This window comes from Thermococcus onnurineus NA1 (assembly GCF_000018365.1).
GTDB classification, from domain to species: domain Archaea; phylum Methanobacteriota_B; class Thermococci; order Thermococcales; family Thermococcaceae; genus Thermococcus; species Thermococcus onnurineus.
The window spans coordinates 1136234-1152446 of the sequence record NC_011529.1 but is presented as its reverse complement, the minus strand read 5'-3'; the positions used below and the strand labels follow the sequence as shown (position 1 = coordinate 1152446).

The following is a 16213-nucleotide window of genomic DNA, read 5'->3' as shown; positions in this document are numbered from 1 at the left end:
CCATCTTTTGGCACCCATCAGATACAATCTCGGTGGCCGTCATTCTCTCACCACCTTAACCGCTCTGACCTCCCAGGCGAGTTCTATTGGAACCTCCACAGTGATTATCGGCGTGTCCCCCTTGCTTCTCTCCCTCGGGACTACCGTGAGGACTTTCCCCTTGCCAACAGGCTCCCCGACGCGGTTAAGGAGAACGACCTCCTCGCCCCTCTCCGGAACTGGCAGAAGCTCGTGAGGCATCGTTATCCTCGCCTTGTCTCCAACGTAGTGCATCATGAAGAATGCTAGGCCGGGGCATATCTGGACACAGAGAGAGCAGCCTATGCACTTGTCATAGTCAACGATGGGCAAATCGTTCGGCGTGGGCATGCTTATGGCTCCAGTAGGACATATCTCCCTGCAGGGGGCGCAGGGTATCTCCTGCGGACACTCTGGAATTGCTACTGGCCTTTTCCTCAGCCTCTCCTCGCTCGGAAGCGGGATGAACTTCTGAAGCTCCTCGGGCGTTATGTAGCCGGTTCTCAGGTACTCAGGAATCTCGCTCATTCTCTCACCACCAGAGCTTTCTTAACACCTTCCATAACATGCCTGCCGAAGGGTCCGGAGCGGAACTCGTCCAAGTCTCTCTGTGCCTTCTCTATCTCTTTGACCCAGCTCTCGTCGGCTATGCCGAGCCTCAGGGCAGCGGCTATTCCTGCTATCTTGCCCTCCAGCATCGCAGTGGTAGCCTCCTCTATTCCGGCAGAATCGCCGGCCACGAAGATGCCTCTCACGGTTGTCTCCATCCACTCGTCGCGAACTGCCACATGGCCGCTGAGCTCCCGGATGTACTTTATCTGGCAGCCTACCTGGTGGAGGAGCTCTATGCTCGGCCTCAGGCCAACCGCGAGGGCTATCACATCGACCTCGAAGACCTTCTCCGTTCCGGGAATAACGTTCCAGTTCTCGTCGAGCTGAGCAACAATTGCTTTTTCGACCCTCTCCCTTCCTTCAGCGCGAAGAATAGTGTGCCTGGTCAGTATCGGAACGCCCAAGCGTCTAACCTTGGCCGCGTGAACGAAGTAGCCTCCCACCTTCGGCATCGCCTCGACTATAGCCTTGACTTCAACTCCGGCCTGAATGAGTTGATACGCCAGAATAAGTCCCACGTTGCCCGCACCAACGATTAGAACCTTGTCGCCCGGCTTCACCCCGTAGGTGTTCATGAGGGTCTGAATGGCTCCAGCACCGTAGATTCCGGGCAGATCGTTGTTCTCGAAGGGAATCATCTTCTCCATCGCACCGGTGGCGACGATGACAGCCCTTCCACGGAACTCTATCAGCTCGCGGTTGTTTTTGACGGCCAGAACGAGCTTCTCATCTCCATCTTGGAATATTCCCACCGCCGAAGTTTCGAGGAAGACCTCGACGTTCTCCCTTTTTCTGACCTCATCCTCCAGAATCCTAGCTATCTCGACGCCCCTCACTCCAGCGAACTGCTCGCGTTTGCCAAAGAACTTGTGGGTCTGCTTGACGAGCTGACCGCCGAGCATCGGATTCTCGTCGAGAAGAACGATCTTTGCTCCTGCGTCGGCCGCATGGATTGCCGCCATCAGTCCGGCGGGCCCACCTCCAATGATGACGATGTCTGCCTTCACGACCTTGGCATCCTTCCACTCCGGCGGCTTGACGTCCTTCGGGAGCTCGGCCTTTCCTCTCTGGCGCTCTATGGTCATGCCGTCCTCGACGAGGGTTATGCACGTCCTGACGTTGGGGATTCCGTTAACGACCATCAAACAGGAGGAGCACTTTCCAATGGCACAGAAGAGGCCTCTTGGACGCTTTTCGTTGGCCGAGTAGTTCAGGACTCTGATTCCATTAGCGTGAAGTGCAGCGGCGATGGTTTCGTCCTCGTAGGCCTTGATTGGCTGTCCTTCAAAGTATATGATAACTTCTCTTCCGCGTTCAAAACGCAGAACAGGGTGTTCAGTTAGGCGCATGATGTATCACCTGTGCACCCATCCGTGCAGGAACTTATGAAAATTTTTCAATCCAATGGTGGGCAACCTTTGGTTTGTGAACCTACCAAAGCTTTATATATCTAAGAGCGGATAAGTTAGCTGGCGGCGGGCTAGGCCGGGGGGTTCGGCGTCCCCTGTAACCGGAAACCGCCGATATGCCGGGGCCGAAGCCCGGGGGGCGGTTCCCAAAGCCGCCTGCGGAAGTCGGGGCACAACGATGATCCCTCGTCCCACGGGGCCGACGGTGGGCGGGGTCTGGCTGGAGGGCCGGACTAACGCCCTTTGCCCGCCGAACCCCGCCAGGCCCGGAAGGGAGCAGCGGTAGGCGGGACGTTCGGCGCTCGTGGGGTAGCGGGGGTGAGCGAGCCCCGATGGAAGCGGACGGTGGAGGGTTCCCACCCCCGGGCGCGCCCGCCGCCGTTAAAATTCTGGCAAAAACCTTAATAGCAAACCACCTCTTTTGCCTCCGGGGTGTTAAATGTGGTGAGGCTTTTCGTTGAGGTCGCCGGTCTTAAGCTTGAAAATCCACTTATTCTCGCCTCGGGAGTAAACGATAAGACCCCTGAACAGTGGATACGCGCTCATGAGGAAGGTGCTGGCGGCGTCGTTACCAAGTCCATCGGAATCGAGCCGAGAAATGGCTACGACAACCCCACTATCGTGGAGCTCCCCTATGGACTGATAAACGCGATGGGCCTTCCGAATCCCGGCTGGAAGGGCTTTCTGGAGATGGTTGAAGGCTACACCTTTGACTTTCCGCTGATAGTATCGATATTCGGCGGAACGCCGGAGGAGTTTGCCTTTCTCGCTGAAAAGCTGAGCGAAGTGGCCAATGCCTTCGAGCTCAACCTCAGCTGTCCCCATGCGAAGGGCTACGGCATGGAGATAGGCCAGAGACCGGAGATGGTCTACGAGGTCGTCAAAGCCGTTAAGGATGTGACGGACAAGCCCGTTATAGCGAAGCTCACGCCAAACATAGACGACATAACGAAGCTCGGTCTGGCCGCTGAAAAGGCCGGTGCAGATGCGGTCGCAGCCATAAACACGCTGAAGGCGATAGCGATAGACGTCTACGCGAGGAGGCCGATACTGAGCAACAGAGTCGGCGGCTACTCTGGTCCTGGGGTCAAGCCCGTTGCCTTGAGGGCGGTCTACGATTTGGCCAAGGCCCTTAATATCCCGGTCATCGGGATAGGCGGCATAACTACGTGGCGGGATGCCCTGGAGTTTTTCCTCGCTGGAGCAAGAGCGCTCCAGATAGGAACTGCAGTGGCTCTACGGGGCTGGAAGGTCTTCAGGGAGATAAACGAGGGAATAGCGAGGTATCTCGAGGAGGAAGGCTTTGAGAGTATTGAGGAAATAGTTGGGCTGGCGCTGGAGTAGATTTTTAACCTTCAGTCCTCCTTTTAATCTAAGCGAGGTGATAACATGAAGCGCGCAGTTGTGTTATTTTCCGGGGGGCTCGACTCGACGGCCTGCCTCTACTGGGCGAAGAGGAACTACGACGAGGTGATAATGCTGACAGTAAACTACGGCAGCAATGAAGAGAAGGTCACTAATAGGGTCGCGGAATTCTTCTCGAAGGAGCTGGACGTTCCGCTGAAAATAGTTAGGCTTGACTTTCTCGAGGAGTTCTCGAAGCTGAGGGGGACGACCTTGGTCGGCGGCGAGACTCCAAAGGTGACCGCTGAAGAGCTCGAAGATATGGGCGTTGCACAGGAAACCGCGAAAAGCGTCTGGGTTCCAGCAAGGAATGTCGTTCTCATCAGCGTCGCTGCTTCGCTCCTTGATGCGCTTGGTGGAGGCGATATAATAGTCGGCTTCAACGCTGAAGAGGGAGCAACGTTCCCTGACAACACGCCCGAGTTCGTCGAGAGGATGAACGAGATGCTGAAGTACGGAGCGATGGCGGAAGTTAGGGTCGTTGCCCCGCTCATAGACCTCGACAAGAAGGGAATCGCAGAACTCTTGAAAGAACTAGATGCAAAGTACGAGTACTCTAACTCTTGCTACATGCCTAAGGGCTTCACGGAGGATGGCAAGCCTATACACTGCGGCGAGTGCGAGAGCTGCGTCAGGAGGCATCGCGGTCTGATGGAAGCACTTGGAGAGGACAGAACCGTTTATGCCGTTGAACCGAAGATATAACTGCCTTTCTCCATCCTCTTTAGATTTTTAAAGACCTCTGGCCATACCACCGCAAGATTTATAAATACGCTCTCTACCCTATCCATTGGGCGTGGGGCGGTAGCTCAGCCTGGGAGAGCGCCGGACTGAAGATCCGGGTGTCGGGGGTTCAAATCCCCCTCGCCCCACCACTTTCTCTCAATGCGGTGGTAGTCTAGCCTGGTCTAGGACACCGGCCTTCCAAGCCGGTGACCCGGGTTCAAATCCCGGCCACCGCACCACATTCTAACAAACTTCGCCTGCGCGACGTTGAAGCGAAGCTTCAACGCACGGGACTATCGTCCCGTTGAGTTTGATCAAGGCTCGCATGTCTTCTCAAACTGGTAGTTTTGAGTGGTTTACTTCGCATTTTGCCAGTTTTATATCGTTTCACTGCAGGAATAACGCCCTTCGGGCGTTAAGAGGAAAGTGAAACATTTCAATTCAGAGGTTTTCAAGTTAAACCCCTGGAATTTGCTGTTTTTGAAAAAGACATGCAAACTCATTCCAGCGGATTTAAGGTGAAGTCCGCTTTGCTGGAGGAATTTGATGGGGTTCGTGCATTTTTCTTCACATACTAACTTCGCAGGCTCTTCATTCGCTGACTTTTGAGTTAAACCTGTGTTAAACTCGCGAGTTTGATAAGACGTGAAAGCGTGCCAGCCAGTTTAGTGAGAAGTTAACTCTTTAATCAAACTTCCTCCGGTGGAGCGGGAGGAACTGAAACGACAGTCTCAGGATGCACAGGCAGAGGTATTGTTCAGCTCTTCAGCTCCATTCTGACTTCCTCATCCAGCAGTATGAAAAGCGCCAGTGCTGAGAGCAGCGTTAAGCTTACCGCTGGAATTGAAAGGCCGATGAGAACCCACAGCAGGCCGAAGAGAAAGTCAAGGAGTGCTATATGGGGAGCGACATCGACTACGAGATCGCGGCCAGTTTTGATTCCATAAGCGAATAGGAGATGGATCGTCGCTATTACGATAAAGCCCCCGAAGGTGTACCTATCTCCAAAGCTTATCGCTGCCATTCCGTAGAAGTAAGCTGCCAAAATCAGAAAGAAGGAAATGACGATGGGCTTAGACCTCATCGCCGAGTTCCTCCACGGGGAGTTTCATCCTCGAAACAATCACCAGCGTCAGGATTCCGAGAAGGGGCATTATCGCCAGCTCCCCTAGGGCAAGGGCAGTACTCTGCCTTGCCAGCGCATCAGTAAGGCCCGGGGCTATGATGTTGGCAGAGTTGGAGATGAGTCCAAGGGCAAAGCTGGCCTTGGGGAAGATGCTCTTCGGGTAGGTGGCTGGAGCGCTGGTCCAGAACGCCGGTCCCGTTCCCTGGAGGGCGCCGATGAGGACAACGGAAGCAAGTGCGAGGGTGTAGTTGCCCGCCAGCATGGCCTTCCCATACACGAGCAGACCGACAAAGGCCACCGCGTAGGAGAATATCATGACCTGAACAATGGCCTTGAAGAGTCCCCTGGCTGTCGGGTTCTTTCTTGAGAGCAGGTAGCCCACGTAGCCCATACCTATGCTCCAGAGGGCCTTTGATATGTTCAGGCTGGTACTTAGGGTTGCCACGTGCTCCTTAGTCCAGCCAATCTCATAGCCGAGCGAAGCTGAGAAACCGACGATGGTGAAGATTATCCACAGAGCTGGGAAGAAAGTCAGGCCAAGAATCCAGGTGAACGGCATCTTCCAGACGTTGATCTTTGTGCTGGCCTCATTTCTGTGGCTTATCTCAAAGTCCTCGGTGAACAGCCACCATATGGCCAGGACAGTGTACATGATAACGACTGTGCTCCAGAAGCCGCCTTTCCAGCCGAAAGCCTCAACAGCGTACTTTGCGCTTATGCTTCCAAACACGCCGCCCCAGAAGATGCCCGAGAGGATTATACCCTTGGCGAAGGGCCTTTCAGCCACGAAGAAGTGAGCTATCTGGGTGCTAAAGAGCGGAACGAGCGTGACGACGAATCCCTGAATGAATCTCAGGAAAACGACAACGTGCCAATTGGGAGCGAGTGGGATGAGCGCCTGGGTTACAGCAGCCCAGCTCAAAGCTATTGCAACGCTCCTCTTAAAGCTGCCCTCGTAGATTTTGGTATGGCCGAGAAGGAAGGCTATGAAGAGACCGAAAACATAAGCGATATGCTGCCACTCGTAGGCGGCACTGTCGATTCCGAAGTGCGCCATGACGTCGGGCTTCGCAACGGCCATCATGGTGAGAGTTCCAAAACCGGCAGTCATAACCAGCGTGTCGAGCAGGACTGACCTCCACCGTTTGTCCATGATATCTCCTCCCTAAAGCTTTCCGAGTATCATTAGCACGCCGAAAATAATGAAAAGTCCTCCAGCAAGCTTGTGAACAACGTCCAGGGGCAGTACGTCGCCAAGCTTGTCCCCCAGAAATGCGCCGATAAGATTGACCGCCGCCAGGCCCAAGATCGCTCCAATGAAGGCTGTCTTCCAGCCGTATTTGGAAGCAAAGGCTATCGTTGCGAGCTGGGTTTTATCCCCCAGCTCGGCAAGAAATATTGCAATGAAGATGGTGAGGATACCATCCATGTCTTGTTCACCGTTAGAGCTTTGATAGTGCCTCATTCATTCTTTCCAGCGCCTCTAGGAGCTGACTCTTCTTAGTGGCGTAGCTTATCCTTATCCATCCCTCACCGGCCTTGCCGAAGGCGGTTCCTGGAATAACGACAACCCTCGCGTTCTCGAGCAGCCACTCGGCAAAGTCCTCGCTGCTCATATCGAGCTCTGGGTCAATTTTGGCCCAGATATAGAAGGCGCCCTTCGGTCTGAACGGCGTTATGTGGGGCATCTTGTTGAGGTACTTAAGAACGAGCCTTCTCCTTTCGGCGTAGGTCTGGCGCATCCTTTCAACTGCTTCCCAGCTGCGCTTGTCTCTCAGGGCCGTTATTCCCGCTATCTGAACGAAGGAGGTAACGTTTCCAACGACATAGGCGTGGAGCTTTATCATATCCCTGATTACCTGGGTCGGCGCTATGGCAAAGCCCAAACGCCAGCCGGTCATGGCGAAAGTCTTCGAGAAGCTGTTCGCGAGGATTGTGTTGTCAGGGGCGTACTTGATCATGGGGTAGTGTTTGGCCCCCTCATAGAGGAAGTGCTCATAAGGTTCGTCGCTAAGGATGTAAAGGTTGTAGTCCTCGGCTATATCAGCTATGGCTTTCACGGTTTTCTTCTTGAGGACTGCACCTGTGGGGTTGTTGGGGTAGTTGATAACTAACATCCTGGTACGTTTGGTTATAGCCTCGACAAGTTCATCAGGATCAATCTGGAACTCGTTCTCCTCGCGGAGGGGGATTCTTATTATCCCCGCCTCGGCGATTTTGGCATCTTCAACATAGCAGACAAAAGCAGGATCGGGGATTATAACGTCGTCATCCCCTTCGAGAAGCGTCTGGAAGGCGAGGTAAGTTGCTTCATAAGCGCCAGCGGTAACGATTATATCGTCGGGAGAAACGTCAACCTTGTAGTGGGTCTTGTAGTACTCAGCTATGGCCTCCCTGAACTCTGGAATGCCTGCGTTGGGTGTGTAGTGGGTGTAACCTTCGTCAATGGCTCTCTTCGCAGCATCCTTAACGACATCGGGCGTGTCGAAATCGGGCTCCCCTATTCCAAGGGAAATGACATCCTCCATTTTTCTGGCTTTCTCAAAAAGTTCTCTGATTTTTGAGCGCTGGATGAGGTTTATACGCCCTGCAAGGAAGTACTTGCGCTTTTTATATCTCATCGAGCATCACCTCGGGCAGTCCGAAAATGAGGACGGAATTTTATAAACCTATCCTCAATGAAGTACAAAAATGGGCATCTAATGCCTATAAAACTTCAACGAGGGCAGCCTTTTCAAAAAAAGTTTTCACTTTTTCCTTATCACAATCGTTCATTGGTAACTCCTTGAGACCTAGTTCCTGGAGTATTGATCCTGCCCGCTCACGGCCCCCAAAGACAACCAGGTAGTTCTCTCCATTTCTTATTCCATGTTGGGCTATTGCATCCTTTATCTGAAGTGTCCCGGCAAGACGGAGAAGCAGCTCGCCGCCCACGGTTCTCGCGTGGTTTGTTCCCCTCTCAAATGAACGAAGGGCTAAGAGTGCTGCAAATGCTGCGGCCTCCCAACATTCAACGTTCACTATCTGAAAGTCCCCACCCAGCTTTGGGATGAGCTCCTCGGCATTGTCTACACGGACCTTTGCGATGTGAAGGCGATCTAGTATTTTTCTCATCGAGCCACCCAGAGTTAGCTGAAATTTCTGAAGTTAAAACCCTTTCTCCCCTCCAATTTTTCTTGGGTTGGACTATTTTTTGTTTTTTCGGTTTTTTCAAAAAATTTTTTGAAAATCATAATATGCTAGTAATATTAAGCAAGCGCAAAGTATTTAACTAATTAAAGCACTACTTATTTCAGCGGCTTGCTGGACTGGGTGGTGCAACGATGAGCAAGATGCGTATCATCAGTGTACAGCTCCCCCGGGGACTGATTAACGCCATGGATCAACTCGTTAGGAAGGGAGTCTATCCTAACAGAAGCGAGATTATCAGAGAAGCCATTCGTGAGCTCCTGAAGAAGGAACTCTATCAGTTTGAGGCTGAGGAACGCTCAACGCCCGACTACATCATGAAATAAGCCGCTAAAATCAACGTTAAAATCACTATCCTCTAATGGCTGATGGACTGAGGGGGTTGGGGCCAATGGTATTTAAGCTCTTGGAACAGGCCGGAATTAAACTCGATTTGGACGACGAGCCGAAGACGGCAAAGCTAGATGGATTTTCAGAGGATAATTTAGACGACCTGATAAGGATTGTAATAGTTGGCGTTGGCGGTTCTGGAAACAACACCATAACTAGACTCTACGAACTTGGTGTCCAGGGTGCTGAGCTGATAGCCATGAACACCGATGCTCAGCACCTTGCTAGGACGAAGGCTCATAAGAAGCTTCTCCTTGGTAGAGAGATAACTCACGGCAAGGGTTCCGGCGGGAACCCTGAGATAGGCTACCGGGCAGCCGAGGCGAGCGCCCACGAGATTGCCGAGACCATAGGTGACGCTGATTTGGTTTTCATAACAGCAGGTATGGGCAATGGCACAGGTACGGGCGCCGCTCCAGTCGTCGCTAAAGTTATCAAGGAGCGCGCTAGGCACAACGGTCGCTTTAGGGAGCCGCTCGTTGTTAGCGTTGTCACGTTTCCGTTTAGGAACGAGGGTAAGATAAGGATAGAGAAAGCCAGGGCGGGTATAAAAGCCCTCATGTACTACTCGGACACCGTCATAATTATCGAGAACGACAAGCTCCTCAAGCTCGTTCCGAAGCTGCCCATCAATGCCGCCTTCCGCTTTGCGGATGAGATAATAGCAAGGATGGTCAAAGGCATCACCGAGACCATAAAGCTGCCCTCTATGGTTAACATTGACTTCGCCGACGTTTACAGCGTCATGCACAACGGTGGAGCTGCCCTCATCGGGATAGGTGAGAGTGACTCCAGCAACAGGGCAGTGGATGCCGTCAAGAACGCCCTTGAGAACAAGATGCTTGAAGTTGAGTTTGGCAGCGGTGATAAGGCTCTGGTTCACTTCACCGTTGGTCCGGACGTCAGCCTGGGCGAGATAAACGCCGCTATGGACATTGTCTATGAGAAGCTCGGTGAAAAGTCGGAGATAAAGTGGGGCGCTAGGATAGACGAGGACATGGGTAAAGTCGTTCGTGCGATGGTAATCATGACCGGAGTTAAATCACCGCACATACTTGGCGGGGAGCACGCCCTCCAGATGGGCTCATCATTCAAGGAGAACCTGATAGCCCCAGAGCCGATAAAGCCCTTCAAGTCGGATGGCGATGGAGCGGACAAAATCTGGAGGGCTATCTCAGGGAACAAGAAGAACAAAAAGGAGCTTCCCCCCTACGCGAAGAGGGTTCTCGACGACTTTATCGACTTTACCTGACTTCTTCATCTTTAACTTTGAGCAGGTGATTCTATGACAGTGGTGATTAGCGTAGCCAACCAAAAGGGTGGAGTTGGAAAAACGACGATCACTATGAACCTCGGTCACGCGCTGGCCTCGATGGGCAAGCGCGTTCTTCTCGTGGACATCGACCCTCAGTTCAACCTCACCTTCGGCCTGATCGGCATGGATGTGCTCGAATACGGGGAAAACAACGTCGGAACGCTGATGACGAGAGAGAGCAGTGTCGAAGAAACCATCGTCGAGGTCAGGGAGAATCTCCACCTGATACCGAGCCACCTCAACCTCTCGGCCAAGGAAATAGAGATAATCAACGCCTACAACCGCGAGAGGAGACTTGAAAAGGCTTTAACCCCTATACTGCCCGACTACGACTACGTGCTAATAGACAACCCGCCGAGCATGGGAATCTTCTTGGTTAACTCACTCACGGCGTCAGATTACGTTCTAATCCCACTCGAGCTCAGCTACTTCGGTGTCATCGGAATGCAGCTCATGTTCAACCTGATGCGCATGATAAGGGAAGAGACCAACGAGAACCTCAAGCTGCTTGGTTTAGTTCCCAACAAGTTCACGCGCCAGACTAAGGTTCCCAAGATGCGCCTCAGGGAGCTGAAGGAAACCTATCCAGATGCGCCGATTCTGACGACGATCCCAAAGGCCATAGCACTCGAGAAGGCCCAGAGCCAGGGGCTGAGCATATTCGAGTTTGAGGGTGACGGACGGGCCGCAAAGGCCCTCTTAAAGCTCGCCAGAGAGGTGGTTGAGATTGTCGAAGGATAAAATCCCGAGACTTTTTGACGGTTCCGTTAACGAGCTTACCAAGCCTTCCAGGCCAAAGAAGCTGGAGGAGAAGGTCAAATTGAAATCAAAAGACCTGAAGAAGGAGAAGAAGCAGAAGACCCTCTACATAAGCCTCGACATGAACAGGAAGCTCATCGAGCTCTACGGAGAAGAGGGCAGGAGGCAGAGCGCCATCGTGGAGGATGCAGTTAACCTCTACTACTATCTCAAGCTGGCCCTTGGCGAAAAGAAATTCAACGAGTTAATGAGTGCCGTTAAGAGGGAAGACCCCGAGTTCCTGAGGGAGTACATGGGACGTTTTAAGCTCTAACGTTAATCTAGGACAAGCGAAATAAGTGTCGGAATCGGCTCCAACTCCCGTTGGGAAGGATCCGTGATGAAATAAGGACTGAAATCAGAGCTGGAATCACTCACAGTATGTTTCCACTATCCTTTGAATTATTTTGCTCGTCTTTGCCCTATCCTCTTTGTAGAGGTATGGGATCCTTATGACCTCGGAGTTTATTCCGTGCTTTCTCAGTTCCTCCTTCAGCCTCTCGCAGCTGAATCTCTGATCGGGCCCTATTGCAACAATATCCGGATTTATTTTCCTGACAAGCTCGTAGTCTATCGTCCCTGGAGAGCCAATGTATACCTCGTCCACCATCTTGAGTGCTCTCAAAAGCTCGGCTCTGTCTTCAGCTGGGTTCACCGGCTCGCGGCGCTTCTGCATTCTAACCGTCTCATCGTGGGCGACTATGACCACCAGCTCATCTCCAAGGCTCTTTGCCTGGCTCAAAAAGTGGATGTGGCCAACGTGGAGGAGGTCAAAGACTCCGCCGGCGAGGACTCTAATCTTCTTTCTCTCCCTTTTTTCCATATCATCCCACCGTTAGCTCCCATATCCTGTCCTTTGCGTGGTGTATGACCTTGACGGCTTTGCCTTTGGGCTTCTCCTTCATATCCTTTCCGCTCATTAGGGCTATCCCAATTGCGAGAGGTCTGCCGTAGTCCTCCTCGACGACGAAGACGAAATCACCTTCTTTAATTCCCTCATCGGCGTCGGTTATTCCAGCCGCCATTACATCGGCGCCCTTAAGAATGAAGGGCACCGCCCCGGCATCGACGACAACCCTGCGCTTCCAGGTTCTCAGGTCTTCCTCATTGGACAGTTCGTAGAGCGCTATAACGAGCGGGAAGATTAGGTCCTTCCGCCTTATGAATGTCGGCTTCCCGTTCACGATGATTATCTCGGTAGTCTTGTCGAACTCGGCTAGCTCGACTCTGTCCTTTTTCTTGATTAGCTTTTGGGCGACCTCTTCTCCAAAGATCTCGCTCATCTCACGAATTATCTCTTTTACCTCCTTCTTGCTGAGCGGGTGCTTGACTTTCAGCTCCATCTTCACACCCCCATTATTTCATCGTGGAGCTTTCTCGCACTCTCCCTTGGGTTCTCACTTGCGTAGATGCTCCTCCCGACGATGATGTAGTCGGCGCCGGCCTTTAAAACTTCCCAAGCCTTTCCTCCCTGTGCCCCGACACCGGGGGTCAGGATTTTAACCTCCTTTTTGAGCCTCTCACGGATGTAAGCGACGCGCTTGGGCCTCGTTGCTGGGGCGATAACACCGAAAGGCTCGAGCTCGTTTGCCATCTTGATGAGCTTGTCTGCTGCAGGCTGAATGAACTCTTTTGCCCCTAGGTGACTCATCTCGACGACGATTATCGTCTTCCCGAGATCCATGGTGGCCTTAACGCTGTCTTTGCCAACAAAACCATGAGCAATTACGTAATCTGCCCCCGCTTCGAAAACTCTGCTTGCTATGAGCCTGTTCGTGTTTGGAATGTCCGCCAGCTTTAAGTCCGCTATTATGGGGAGACCCGTAACCTGCTTCAGCTCCGTGATGATTCTCAAACCCGAGCCGATTATAAGCGGCCAGTTTACCTTGATAGCCCAGAGATAATCAGCTGTGCATTTGGCTATCTCCAACGCCCTGTCTTGTTCGTAGACATCTAACGCCAGTATAAGCTTGCGCTCTTTGTGGGATGTCATGCAGTCACCTCACAAGGCACTGGATGTCCTCTGGAAGCTCCTCCCCTTTCAAGAACAAGGCTACATGATAGGCGCTCTTCATGGCCTCGGGCTCCTTCTCAGCCCAGGTAACCACGATAAGATCGCTCTCTTCCAGTTGAAATGCCTTCTTGAGCTTTTCTGCCAGTTCAGGCATTGTGTCACTAAGTGGCCTACTATCCTCTGGAAAGACTGGCTCACCCTTCTTAACGACGAGTATCATCGCTCCCTTCGCGAAGAACCTTATTGCCTCGTCGCGGAGCTCTATACTTTTGAACTCTGGCGGATCCTTCACGATAAGAGCATAGGCTGGATAATCTTCAACTTTCCCTATTTTTTGAACTTCTGAGAAGCTCTTGGAGATTCTTTCGAGGAGTTTCAGGCCCTTATCATTTAGTGAGTGCCCTCTCTGAGTCGACTCAATGACTTCGAGACCGGCAAGCTTCTTCAAGAGAGTTCTAACACTCCCCTCACCGAGGTCGAGAACCTCCGAGATAGTTTTTCTACCCGCTGGATTTCTCAGCATAAACAGAACCGCAATGACATCCTCGAGCGTGAACTCTGGATAGGCTCCCCTCTTCCAGCTCATCGGCTTCCCTCCGAGAAAAGTAGGGCAAGGGGATTAAAACTTTATTGGAAAAAGGGAGAAAGGCTCAGAGCCACTTGGGTTCGAGACCGGCCCACATGCGCATCTTCTCGTGGGCGATGATCCTCGGGATGTTGCCCTTCTCCTTCGGTCCCGGGTTCTTCATGTAGAAGGCGTTGACCTCGTAGACGGTTCCGTAGGCCTTCTTGTCGAGGGCTATCTTGCCGAGCCTGGCGAGGTCAACGAGCAGGCCGGCCAGAGCAGGGCTGTCGTTTATCCTTCCAGTTATGACGAGCTCGTCATGGGCGCCGTTGAAGCTGACGTACTCGATGTGCATGGCGATGAACTTCTTGTCGCCGAGCGGTTCGAGGAAGCCGGTCGGCTTGATGTAGTGCGGCGCGTCGTAGCCGAGCAGATCCTTGACGATGGAGCTCTTGGTGAACTCCTTGCTCTTGTTCCTCTCCTTGTCGGTGAGGGCCAGGAAGTCGTTGTTTCCACCGATGTTGAACTGGGCTATGTCGAGAACGTAGCGGTTCCTCTGGGCGAGGTGGCTGAGTACGTCGGCGGTGAATGGGGTTGCACCGGTGGCACCGTCGTCACCAAAGATGACCATGTTGCTATCCTTGGCGAGTTCTACAAAGACCGGGTCGTTGGCGATGAGGGTCGGAATAGCGTTGACAAAGGCAGCGCCGCCGACCTCCTTGGCGTACTGGGCAATGGCGTAGGCGTAGACCTGCGTTGCCGTGAGCCTGTCCCTGTTGTCTTCCTCGATGGCCTTCTCAAGCTCCTCCCTGCTCTCGAAGGGAACGAAGGCCTCGGTGGTGCAGACGTTGATGAAGACCTCAGCCCTGAGCTCCTTCCACTCGTTTACGAGGTGTTCAATGGCGTCCTTAAGGCTCATCTCGTCCTCCAGACCAACGGCCTCAATCGGCAGGTTCTTGAGGCTCCTCAGGTGGATTCCCTTCCTCACGGTTATTCCTCTGAGGCTCTCTGGCGCCTCTGGATCGTAGGCCTTGACGACCTCGTAGAGGTCCTTGCCAACCTTAGAGGCATCGACGTCGTAGGAGCCAACTATTTCAATGTCCTTTATCTTAATTGGAAGCTCGTCGGCCAGGGGGACGCCGTAGGGCTCAAGCTTTCCGGCCTTTATCTTCTCAAGACCGCTCGCAAAGATGCTGGCAACGTAGCCCTGTCCGAGGATTACAACCCTAACCATCCTTCCACCTCCTTTGCTTGTTTATGAGATATTTTATGGCAGTTAAATAGTTTTCGCCCGTTAAATTCTTGGGAGGTTTTTCTTAACGAGGTAGAGGGTAAGTGCAACCCGGAGGTTCGTCAAAACTGCCAGGAGAGCAAAGAGAGCCTTAACCTGGCCGGGAAGGAGCAGGATCATCGTTAAAAATATCCTCTCATCTCTCTTGCCCGGCAGATATCGAAGCGTTGGAACGGCTCTGTAAGCATCCTTGCAGTAGGCCGCTTTAAAGCGCTCTGTGGAGTAGCTCACCATCACTGAGCCTAACAAGGCCAACAGAGCTACGAGCCACCAGACTGGTTCGCTTAGCGTTGAGTATGCGAGTAGGGCCAAAAATGCTCCATCCACGTAGCGGTCGAGGAGGGAATCAACATAGCCCCCAAAGCGGCTTGTCTGCAGTCTCGCTCGAGCCAGTTCACCGTCCATCCCGTCAAGGATTGAACTGAGCTGGTACAGAATTCCAGCTACCGCTGGATTCCAGAGGTTTAGCAGTGCCGAGAGCAGGCCAAAGAGGAACGTAACGACGGTCATTAAGTTTGGGCTGACGTACTCGATCAGCAGTATGCTCATCTCGGTTGAAATCTTCCTGTTCAGATGCCTGCTGATGAAACCATCGCCAGTTTCTTTAACAGCGCTCTTAATAAGCATCCTCCTGGCGCGCTTGACGTCCTCTGGAGTGTCCACATCGATCCATGGAAGGCCGTCAACGAAGGTAACTTTCAGCTTTGCCCTTTCAACAACCTCCCTAAGCTCAAAGCTGTCCTTCTCCATGACTAGTGAGGATGTGACTTCAAAGATATCCTCCTCGAGGACGAAGAAACCGGTATCTACGGCATCCCACCTCGGGAGATCCTTCCCGATTCTCGTCACTTTTCCGTTCTCGACCTTTACCTTGGTGGCCTCTTCAACGTCGGCCCATTCTGGTTTCCTATCCGCTATGAGTCCTTTACCCTTCACTGCTCCCCTGACGAAGGCTTCCGAATATACGTGGTCGCTCATTACGAGGACAAACCTTCCACTAACCCTTCCCCTCGCGAGATGAAGGGAGTAGCCGTTTCCTCGCTTCGGGGTGGGGTTTGTCACGAACTCTGCATTGAAGCCGTGTTTTTCGATGAACTCTCTGTAAAGCTCGACATAGTGCTCGTTGGTGACTATAACAAACCTCTTGACTCCCTCATTGCTCAGAAGCTTCATGGTGCGGTAGAGTATTTCTCTTCCTGCTACCTTGAGCAGTCCTTTGGGCCTTCCGCCGATCCTTGTCCCGAGGCCAGCTGCCAGAATCACTGCCGTAGTTGGAACCATGGGCATCACCTTTTTAAGGCATTTCAAGTGCGTTGGATTAGAAGTCTGAAATTAAATTAACTGAAGGTGATTTAA

19 protein-coding genes, 2 tRNA genes and 1 other RNA gene are annotated in these 16213 nt (G+C 52.6%); 9 read left to right on the top strand and 13 right to left on the bottom strand.

Annotation, left to right across the window (positions count from 1 at the left end; translation table 11 throughout):
- Positions 1–39 precede the first annotated feature (39 nt).
- The gene (locus TON_RS06415) at positions 40–546 is read right to left on the bottom strand and encodes a 4Fe-4S dicluster domain-containing protein (RefSeq protein ID WP_012572226.1); all 507 of its coding nucleotides are present in this window, start codon (positions 544–546) and stop codon (positions 40–42) included.
- Positions 543–1979 (bottom strand): FAD-dependent oxidoreductase, encoded by a 1437-nt coding sequence (locus TON_RS06410; protein WP_012572225.1) that lies wholly within the window; start codon positions 1977–1979, stop codon positions 543–545. The genes TON_RS06415 and TON_RS06410 overlap by 4 nt, the downstream gene beginning before the upstream one ends.
- A 124-nt stretch (positions 1980–2103) precedes the next feature.
- Between TON_RS06410 and ffs the strand changes: the two genes are divergently transcribed.
- The 5 genes from ffs to TON_RS06390 all read left to right on the top strand — a co-directional run bounded on the left by ffs (position 2104) and on the right by TON_RS06390 (position 4408).
- Positions 2104–2417, top strand: an RNA gene (gene ffs, locus TON_RS10290) — signal recognition particle sRNA.
- Positions 2418–2480: 63 nt separating this feature from the next.
- On the top strand, positions 2481–3383 hold the full coding sequence (locus TON_RS06405; RefSeq protein ID WP_012572224.1) for a dihydroorotate dehydrogenase: 903 nt from the start codon (positions 2481–2483) through the stop codon (positions 3381–3383).
- A gap of 45 nt (positions 3384–3428) precedes the next feature.
- Positions 3429–4148, top strand: a complete 720-nt coding sequence (gene queC, locus TON_RS06400; protein WP_012572223.1) for a 7-cyano-7-deazaguanine synthase QueC — start codon at positions 3429–3431, stop codon at positions 4146–4148.
- A gap of 93 nt (positions 4149–4241) precedes the next feature.
- Positions 4242–4318 (top strand) — tRNA-Phe (locus TON_RS06395).
- A 12-nt stretch (positions 4319–4330) separates the two neighbouring features.
- Positions 4331–4408: transfer RNA gene (locus TON_RS06390), tRNA-Gly, on the top strand.
- Positions 4409–4926: 518 nt separating this feature from the next.
- Here TON_RS06390 and TON_RS06385 read toward each other — a convergent pair.
- The 5 genes from TON_RS06385 to cgi121 form a co-directional block, all read right to left on the bottom strand.
- Entirely contained in the window at positions 4927–5253 is a 327-nt protein-coding gene (locus tag TON_RS06385) for a hypothetical protein (protein ID WP_012572222.1), read from the bottom strand.
- Positions 5243–6448 carry an MFS transporter gene (locus TON_RS06380; protein WP_012572221.1) on the bottom strand — a complete coding sequence of 402 codons (1206 nt, stop codon included), beginning with the start codon at positions 6446–6448 and terminating at the stop codon, positions 5243–5245. Before TON_RS06380 ends, TON_RS06385 begins: the two co-directional genes overlap by 11 nt.
- 12 nt (positions 6449–6460) lie before the next feature.
- Positions 6461–6724, bottom strand: coding sequence for a TMEM165/GDT1 family protein (locus tag TON_RS06375; protein WP_012572220.1), 264 nt, complete (start codon positions 6722–6724; stop codon positions 6461–6463).
- A 13-nt stretch (positions 6725–6737) separates the two neighbouring features.
- Positions 6738–7916, bottom strand: a complete 1179-nt coding sequence (locus TON_RS06370) for a pyridoxal phosphate-dependent aminotransferase (RefSeq protein WP_012572219.1) — start codon at positions 7914–7916, stop codon at positions 6738–6740.
- Positions 7917–8001: 85 nt separating this feature from the next.
- The gene (gene cgi121, locus TON_RS06365; protein ID WP_012572218.1) at positions 8002–8409 is read right to left on the bottom strand and encodes a KEOPS complex subunit Cgi121; all 408 of its coding nucleotides are present in this window, start codon (positions 8407–8409) and stop codon (positions 8002–8004) included.
- Between the two features lie 209 nt (positions 8410–8618).
- Here cgi121 and TON_RS06360 point away from each other — a divergent pair, with 209 nt between their 5' ends.
- From TON_RS06360 to TON_RS06345, 4 genes are all read left to right on the top strand, one after another.
- Positions 8619–8810, top strand: coding sequence for a ribbon-helix-helix domain-containing protein (locus TON_RS06360; protein ID WP_012572217.1), 192 nt, complete (start codon positions 8619–8621; stop codon positions 8808–8810).
- Between the two features lie 65 nt (positions 8811–8875).
- Complete coding sequence (gene ftsZ, locus TON_RS06355) at positions 8876–10126, top strand: cell division protein FtsZ (protein WP_012572216.1); 1251 nt, start codon at positions 8876–8878, stop codon at positions 10124–10126.
- Between the two features lie 33 nt (positions 10127–10159).
- Positions 10160–10930: a ParA family protein gene (locus TON_RS06350; RefSeq protein WP_012572215.1), complete on the top strand. Its 771-nt coding sequence runs from the start codon at positions 10160–10162 to the stop codon at positions 10928–10930.
- On the top strand, positions 10917–11261 hold the full coding sequence (locus TON_RS06345) for a hypothetical protein (RefSeq protein ID WP_012572214.1): 345 nt from the start codon (positions 10917–10919) through the stop codon (positions 11259–11261). Before TON_RS06350 ends, TON_RS06345 begins: the two co-directional genes overlap by 14 nt.
- A gap of 96 nt (positions 11262–11357) precedes the next feature.
- Here TON_RS06345 and TON_RS06340 read toward each other — a convergent pair whose 3' ends face one another.
- From TON_RS06340 to TON_RS06315, 6 genes are all read right to left on the bottom strand, one after another.
- Entirely contained in the window at positions 11358–11810 is a 453-nt protein-coding gene (locus TON_RS06340) for an adenylyltransferase/cytidyltransferase family protein (protein WP_012572213.1), read from the bottom strand.
- 1 nt (position 11811) lies between these two features.
- Positions 11812–12330: an RNA-binding protein gene (locus TON_RS06335; RefSeq protein ID WP_012572212.1), complete on the bottom strand. Its 519-nt coding sequence runs from the start codon at positions 12328–12330 to the stop codon at positions 11812–11814.
- 2 nt (positions 12331–12332) lie between these two features.
- The gene (pyrF, locus tag TON_RS06330; protein ID WP_012572211.1) at positions 12333–12980 is read right to left on the bottom strand and encodes an orotidine-5'-phosphate decarboxylase; all 648 of its coding nucleotides are present in this window, start codon (positions 12978–12980) and stop codon (positions 12333–12335) included.
- Positions 12981–12984: 4 nt separating this feature from the next.
- Positions 12985–13587, bottom strand: coding sequence for a DUF4443 domain-containing protein (locus TON_RS06325; RefSeq protein ID WP_012572210.1), 603 nt, complete (start codon positions 13585–13587; stop codon positions 12985–12987).
- A gap of 64 nt (positions 13588–13651) precedes the next feature.
- The gene (locus TON_RS06320; RefSeq protein WP_012572209.1) at positions 13652–14800 is read right to left on the bottom strand and encodes an inositol-3-phosphate synthase; all 1149 of its coding nucleotides are present in this window, start codon (positions 14798–14800) and stop codon (positions 13652–13654) included.
- A gap of 60 nt (positions 14801–14860) precedes the next feature.
- The gene (locus tag TON_RS06315) at positions 14861–16138 is read right to left on the bottom strand and encodes a bifunctional L-myo-inositol-1-phosphate cytidylyltransferase/CDP-L-myo-inositol myo-inositolphosphotransferase (RefSeq protein WP_012572208.1); all 1278 of its coding nucleotides are present in this window, start codon (positions 16136–16138) and stop codon (positions 14861–14863) included.
- Between the last annotated feature and the right edge of the window lie 75 nt (positions 16139–16213).

Bases quoted from the DNA above. Each gene is read 5' to 3' on its own strand.
- TON_RS06315 (WP_012572208.1), bottom strand. From the start codon at position 16,138: ATGGTTCCAACTACGGCAGTGATTCTGGCAGCTGGCCTCGGGACAAGG.
- TON_RS06375 (WP_012572220.1), bottom strand. From the start codon at position 6,724: ATGGATGGTATCCTCACCATCTTCATTGCAATATTTCTTGCCGAGCTG.
- TON_RS06360 (WP_012572217.1), top strand. From the start codon at position 8,619: ATGAGCAAGATGCGTATCATCAGTGTACAGCTCCCCCGGGGACTGATT.
- TON_RS06370 (WP_012572219.1), bottom strand. From the start codon at position 7,916: ATGAGATATAAAAAGCGCAAGTACTTCCTTGCAGGGCGTATAAACCTC.
- TON_RS06350 (WP_012572215.1), top strand. From the start codon at position 10,160: ATGACAGTGGTGATTAGCGTAGCCAACCAAAAGGGTGGAGTTGGAAAA.
- TON_RS06385 (WP_012572222.1), bottom strand. From the start codon at position 5,253: ATGAGGTCTAAGCCCATCGTCATTTCCTTCTTTCTGATTTTGGCAGCT.
- ftsZ (WP_012572216.1), top strand. From the start codon at position 8,876: ATGGTATTTAAGCTCTTGGAACAGGCCGGAATTAAACTCGATTTGGAC.
- TON_RS06380 (WP_012572221.1), bottom strand. From the start codon at position 6,448: ATGGACAAACGGTGGAGGTCAGTCCTGCTCGACACGCTGGTTATGACT.
- cgi121 (WP_012572218.1), bottom strand. From the start codon at position 8,409: ATGAGAAAAATACTAGATCGCCTTCACATCGCAAAGGTCCGTGTAGAC.
- pyrF (WP_012572211.1), bottom strand. From the start codon at position 12,980: ATGACATCCCACAAAGAGCGCAAGCTTATACTGGCGTTAGATGTCTAC.
- TON_RS06410 (WP_012572225.1), bottom strand. From the start codon at position 1,979: ATGCGCCTAACTGAACACCCTGTTCTGCGTTTTGAACGCGGAAGAGAA.
- TON_RS06340 (WP_012572213.1), bottom strand. From the start codon at position 11,810: ATGGAAAAAAGGGAGAGAAAGAAGATTAGAGTCCTCGCCGGCGGAGTC.
- queC (WP_012572223.1), top strand. From the start codon at position 3,429: ATGAAGCGCGCAGTTGTGTTATTTTCCGGGGGGCTCGACTCGACGGCC.
- TON_RS06415 (WP_012572226.1), bottom strand. From the start codon at position 546: ATGAGCGAGATTCCTGAGTACCTGAGAACCGGCTACATAACGCCCGAG.
- TON_RS06320 (WP_012572209.1), bottom strand. From the start codon at position 14,800: ATGGTTAGGGTTGTAATCCTCGGACAGGGCTACGTTGCCAGCATCTTT.
- TON_RS06325 (WP_012572210.1), bottom strand. From the start codon at position 13,587: ATGAGCTGGAAGAGGGGAGCCTATCCAGAGTTCACGCTCGAGGATGTC.
- TON_RS06335 (WP_012572212.1), bottom strand. From the start codon at position 12,330: ATGGAGCTGAAAGTCAAGCACCCGCTCAGCAAGAAGGAGGTAAAAGAG.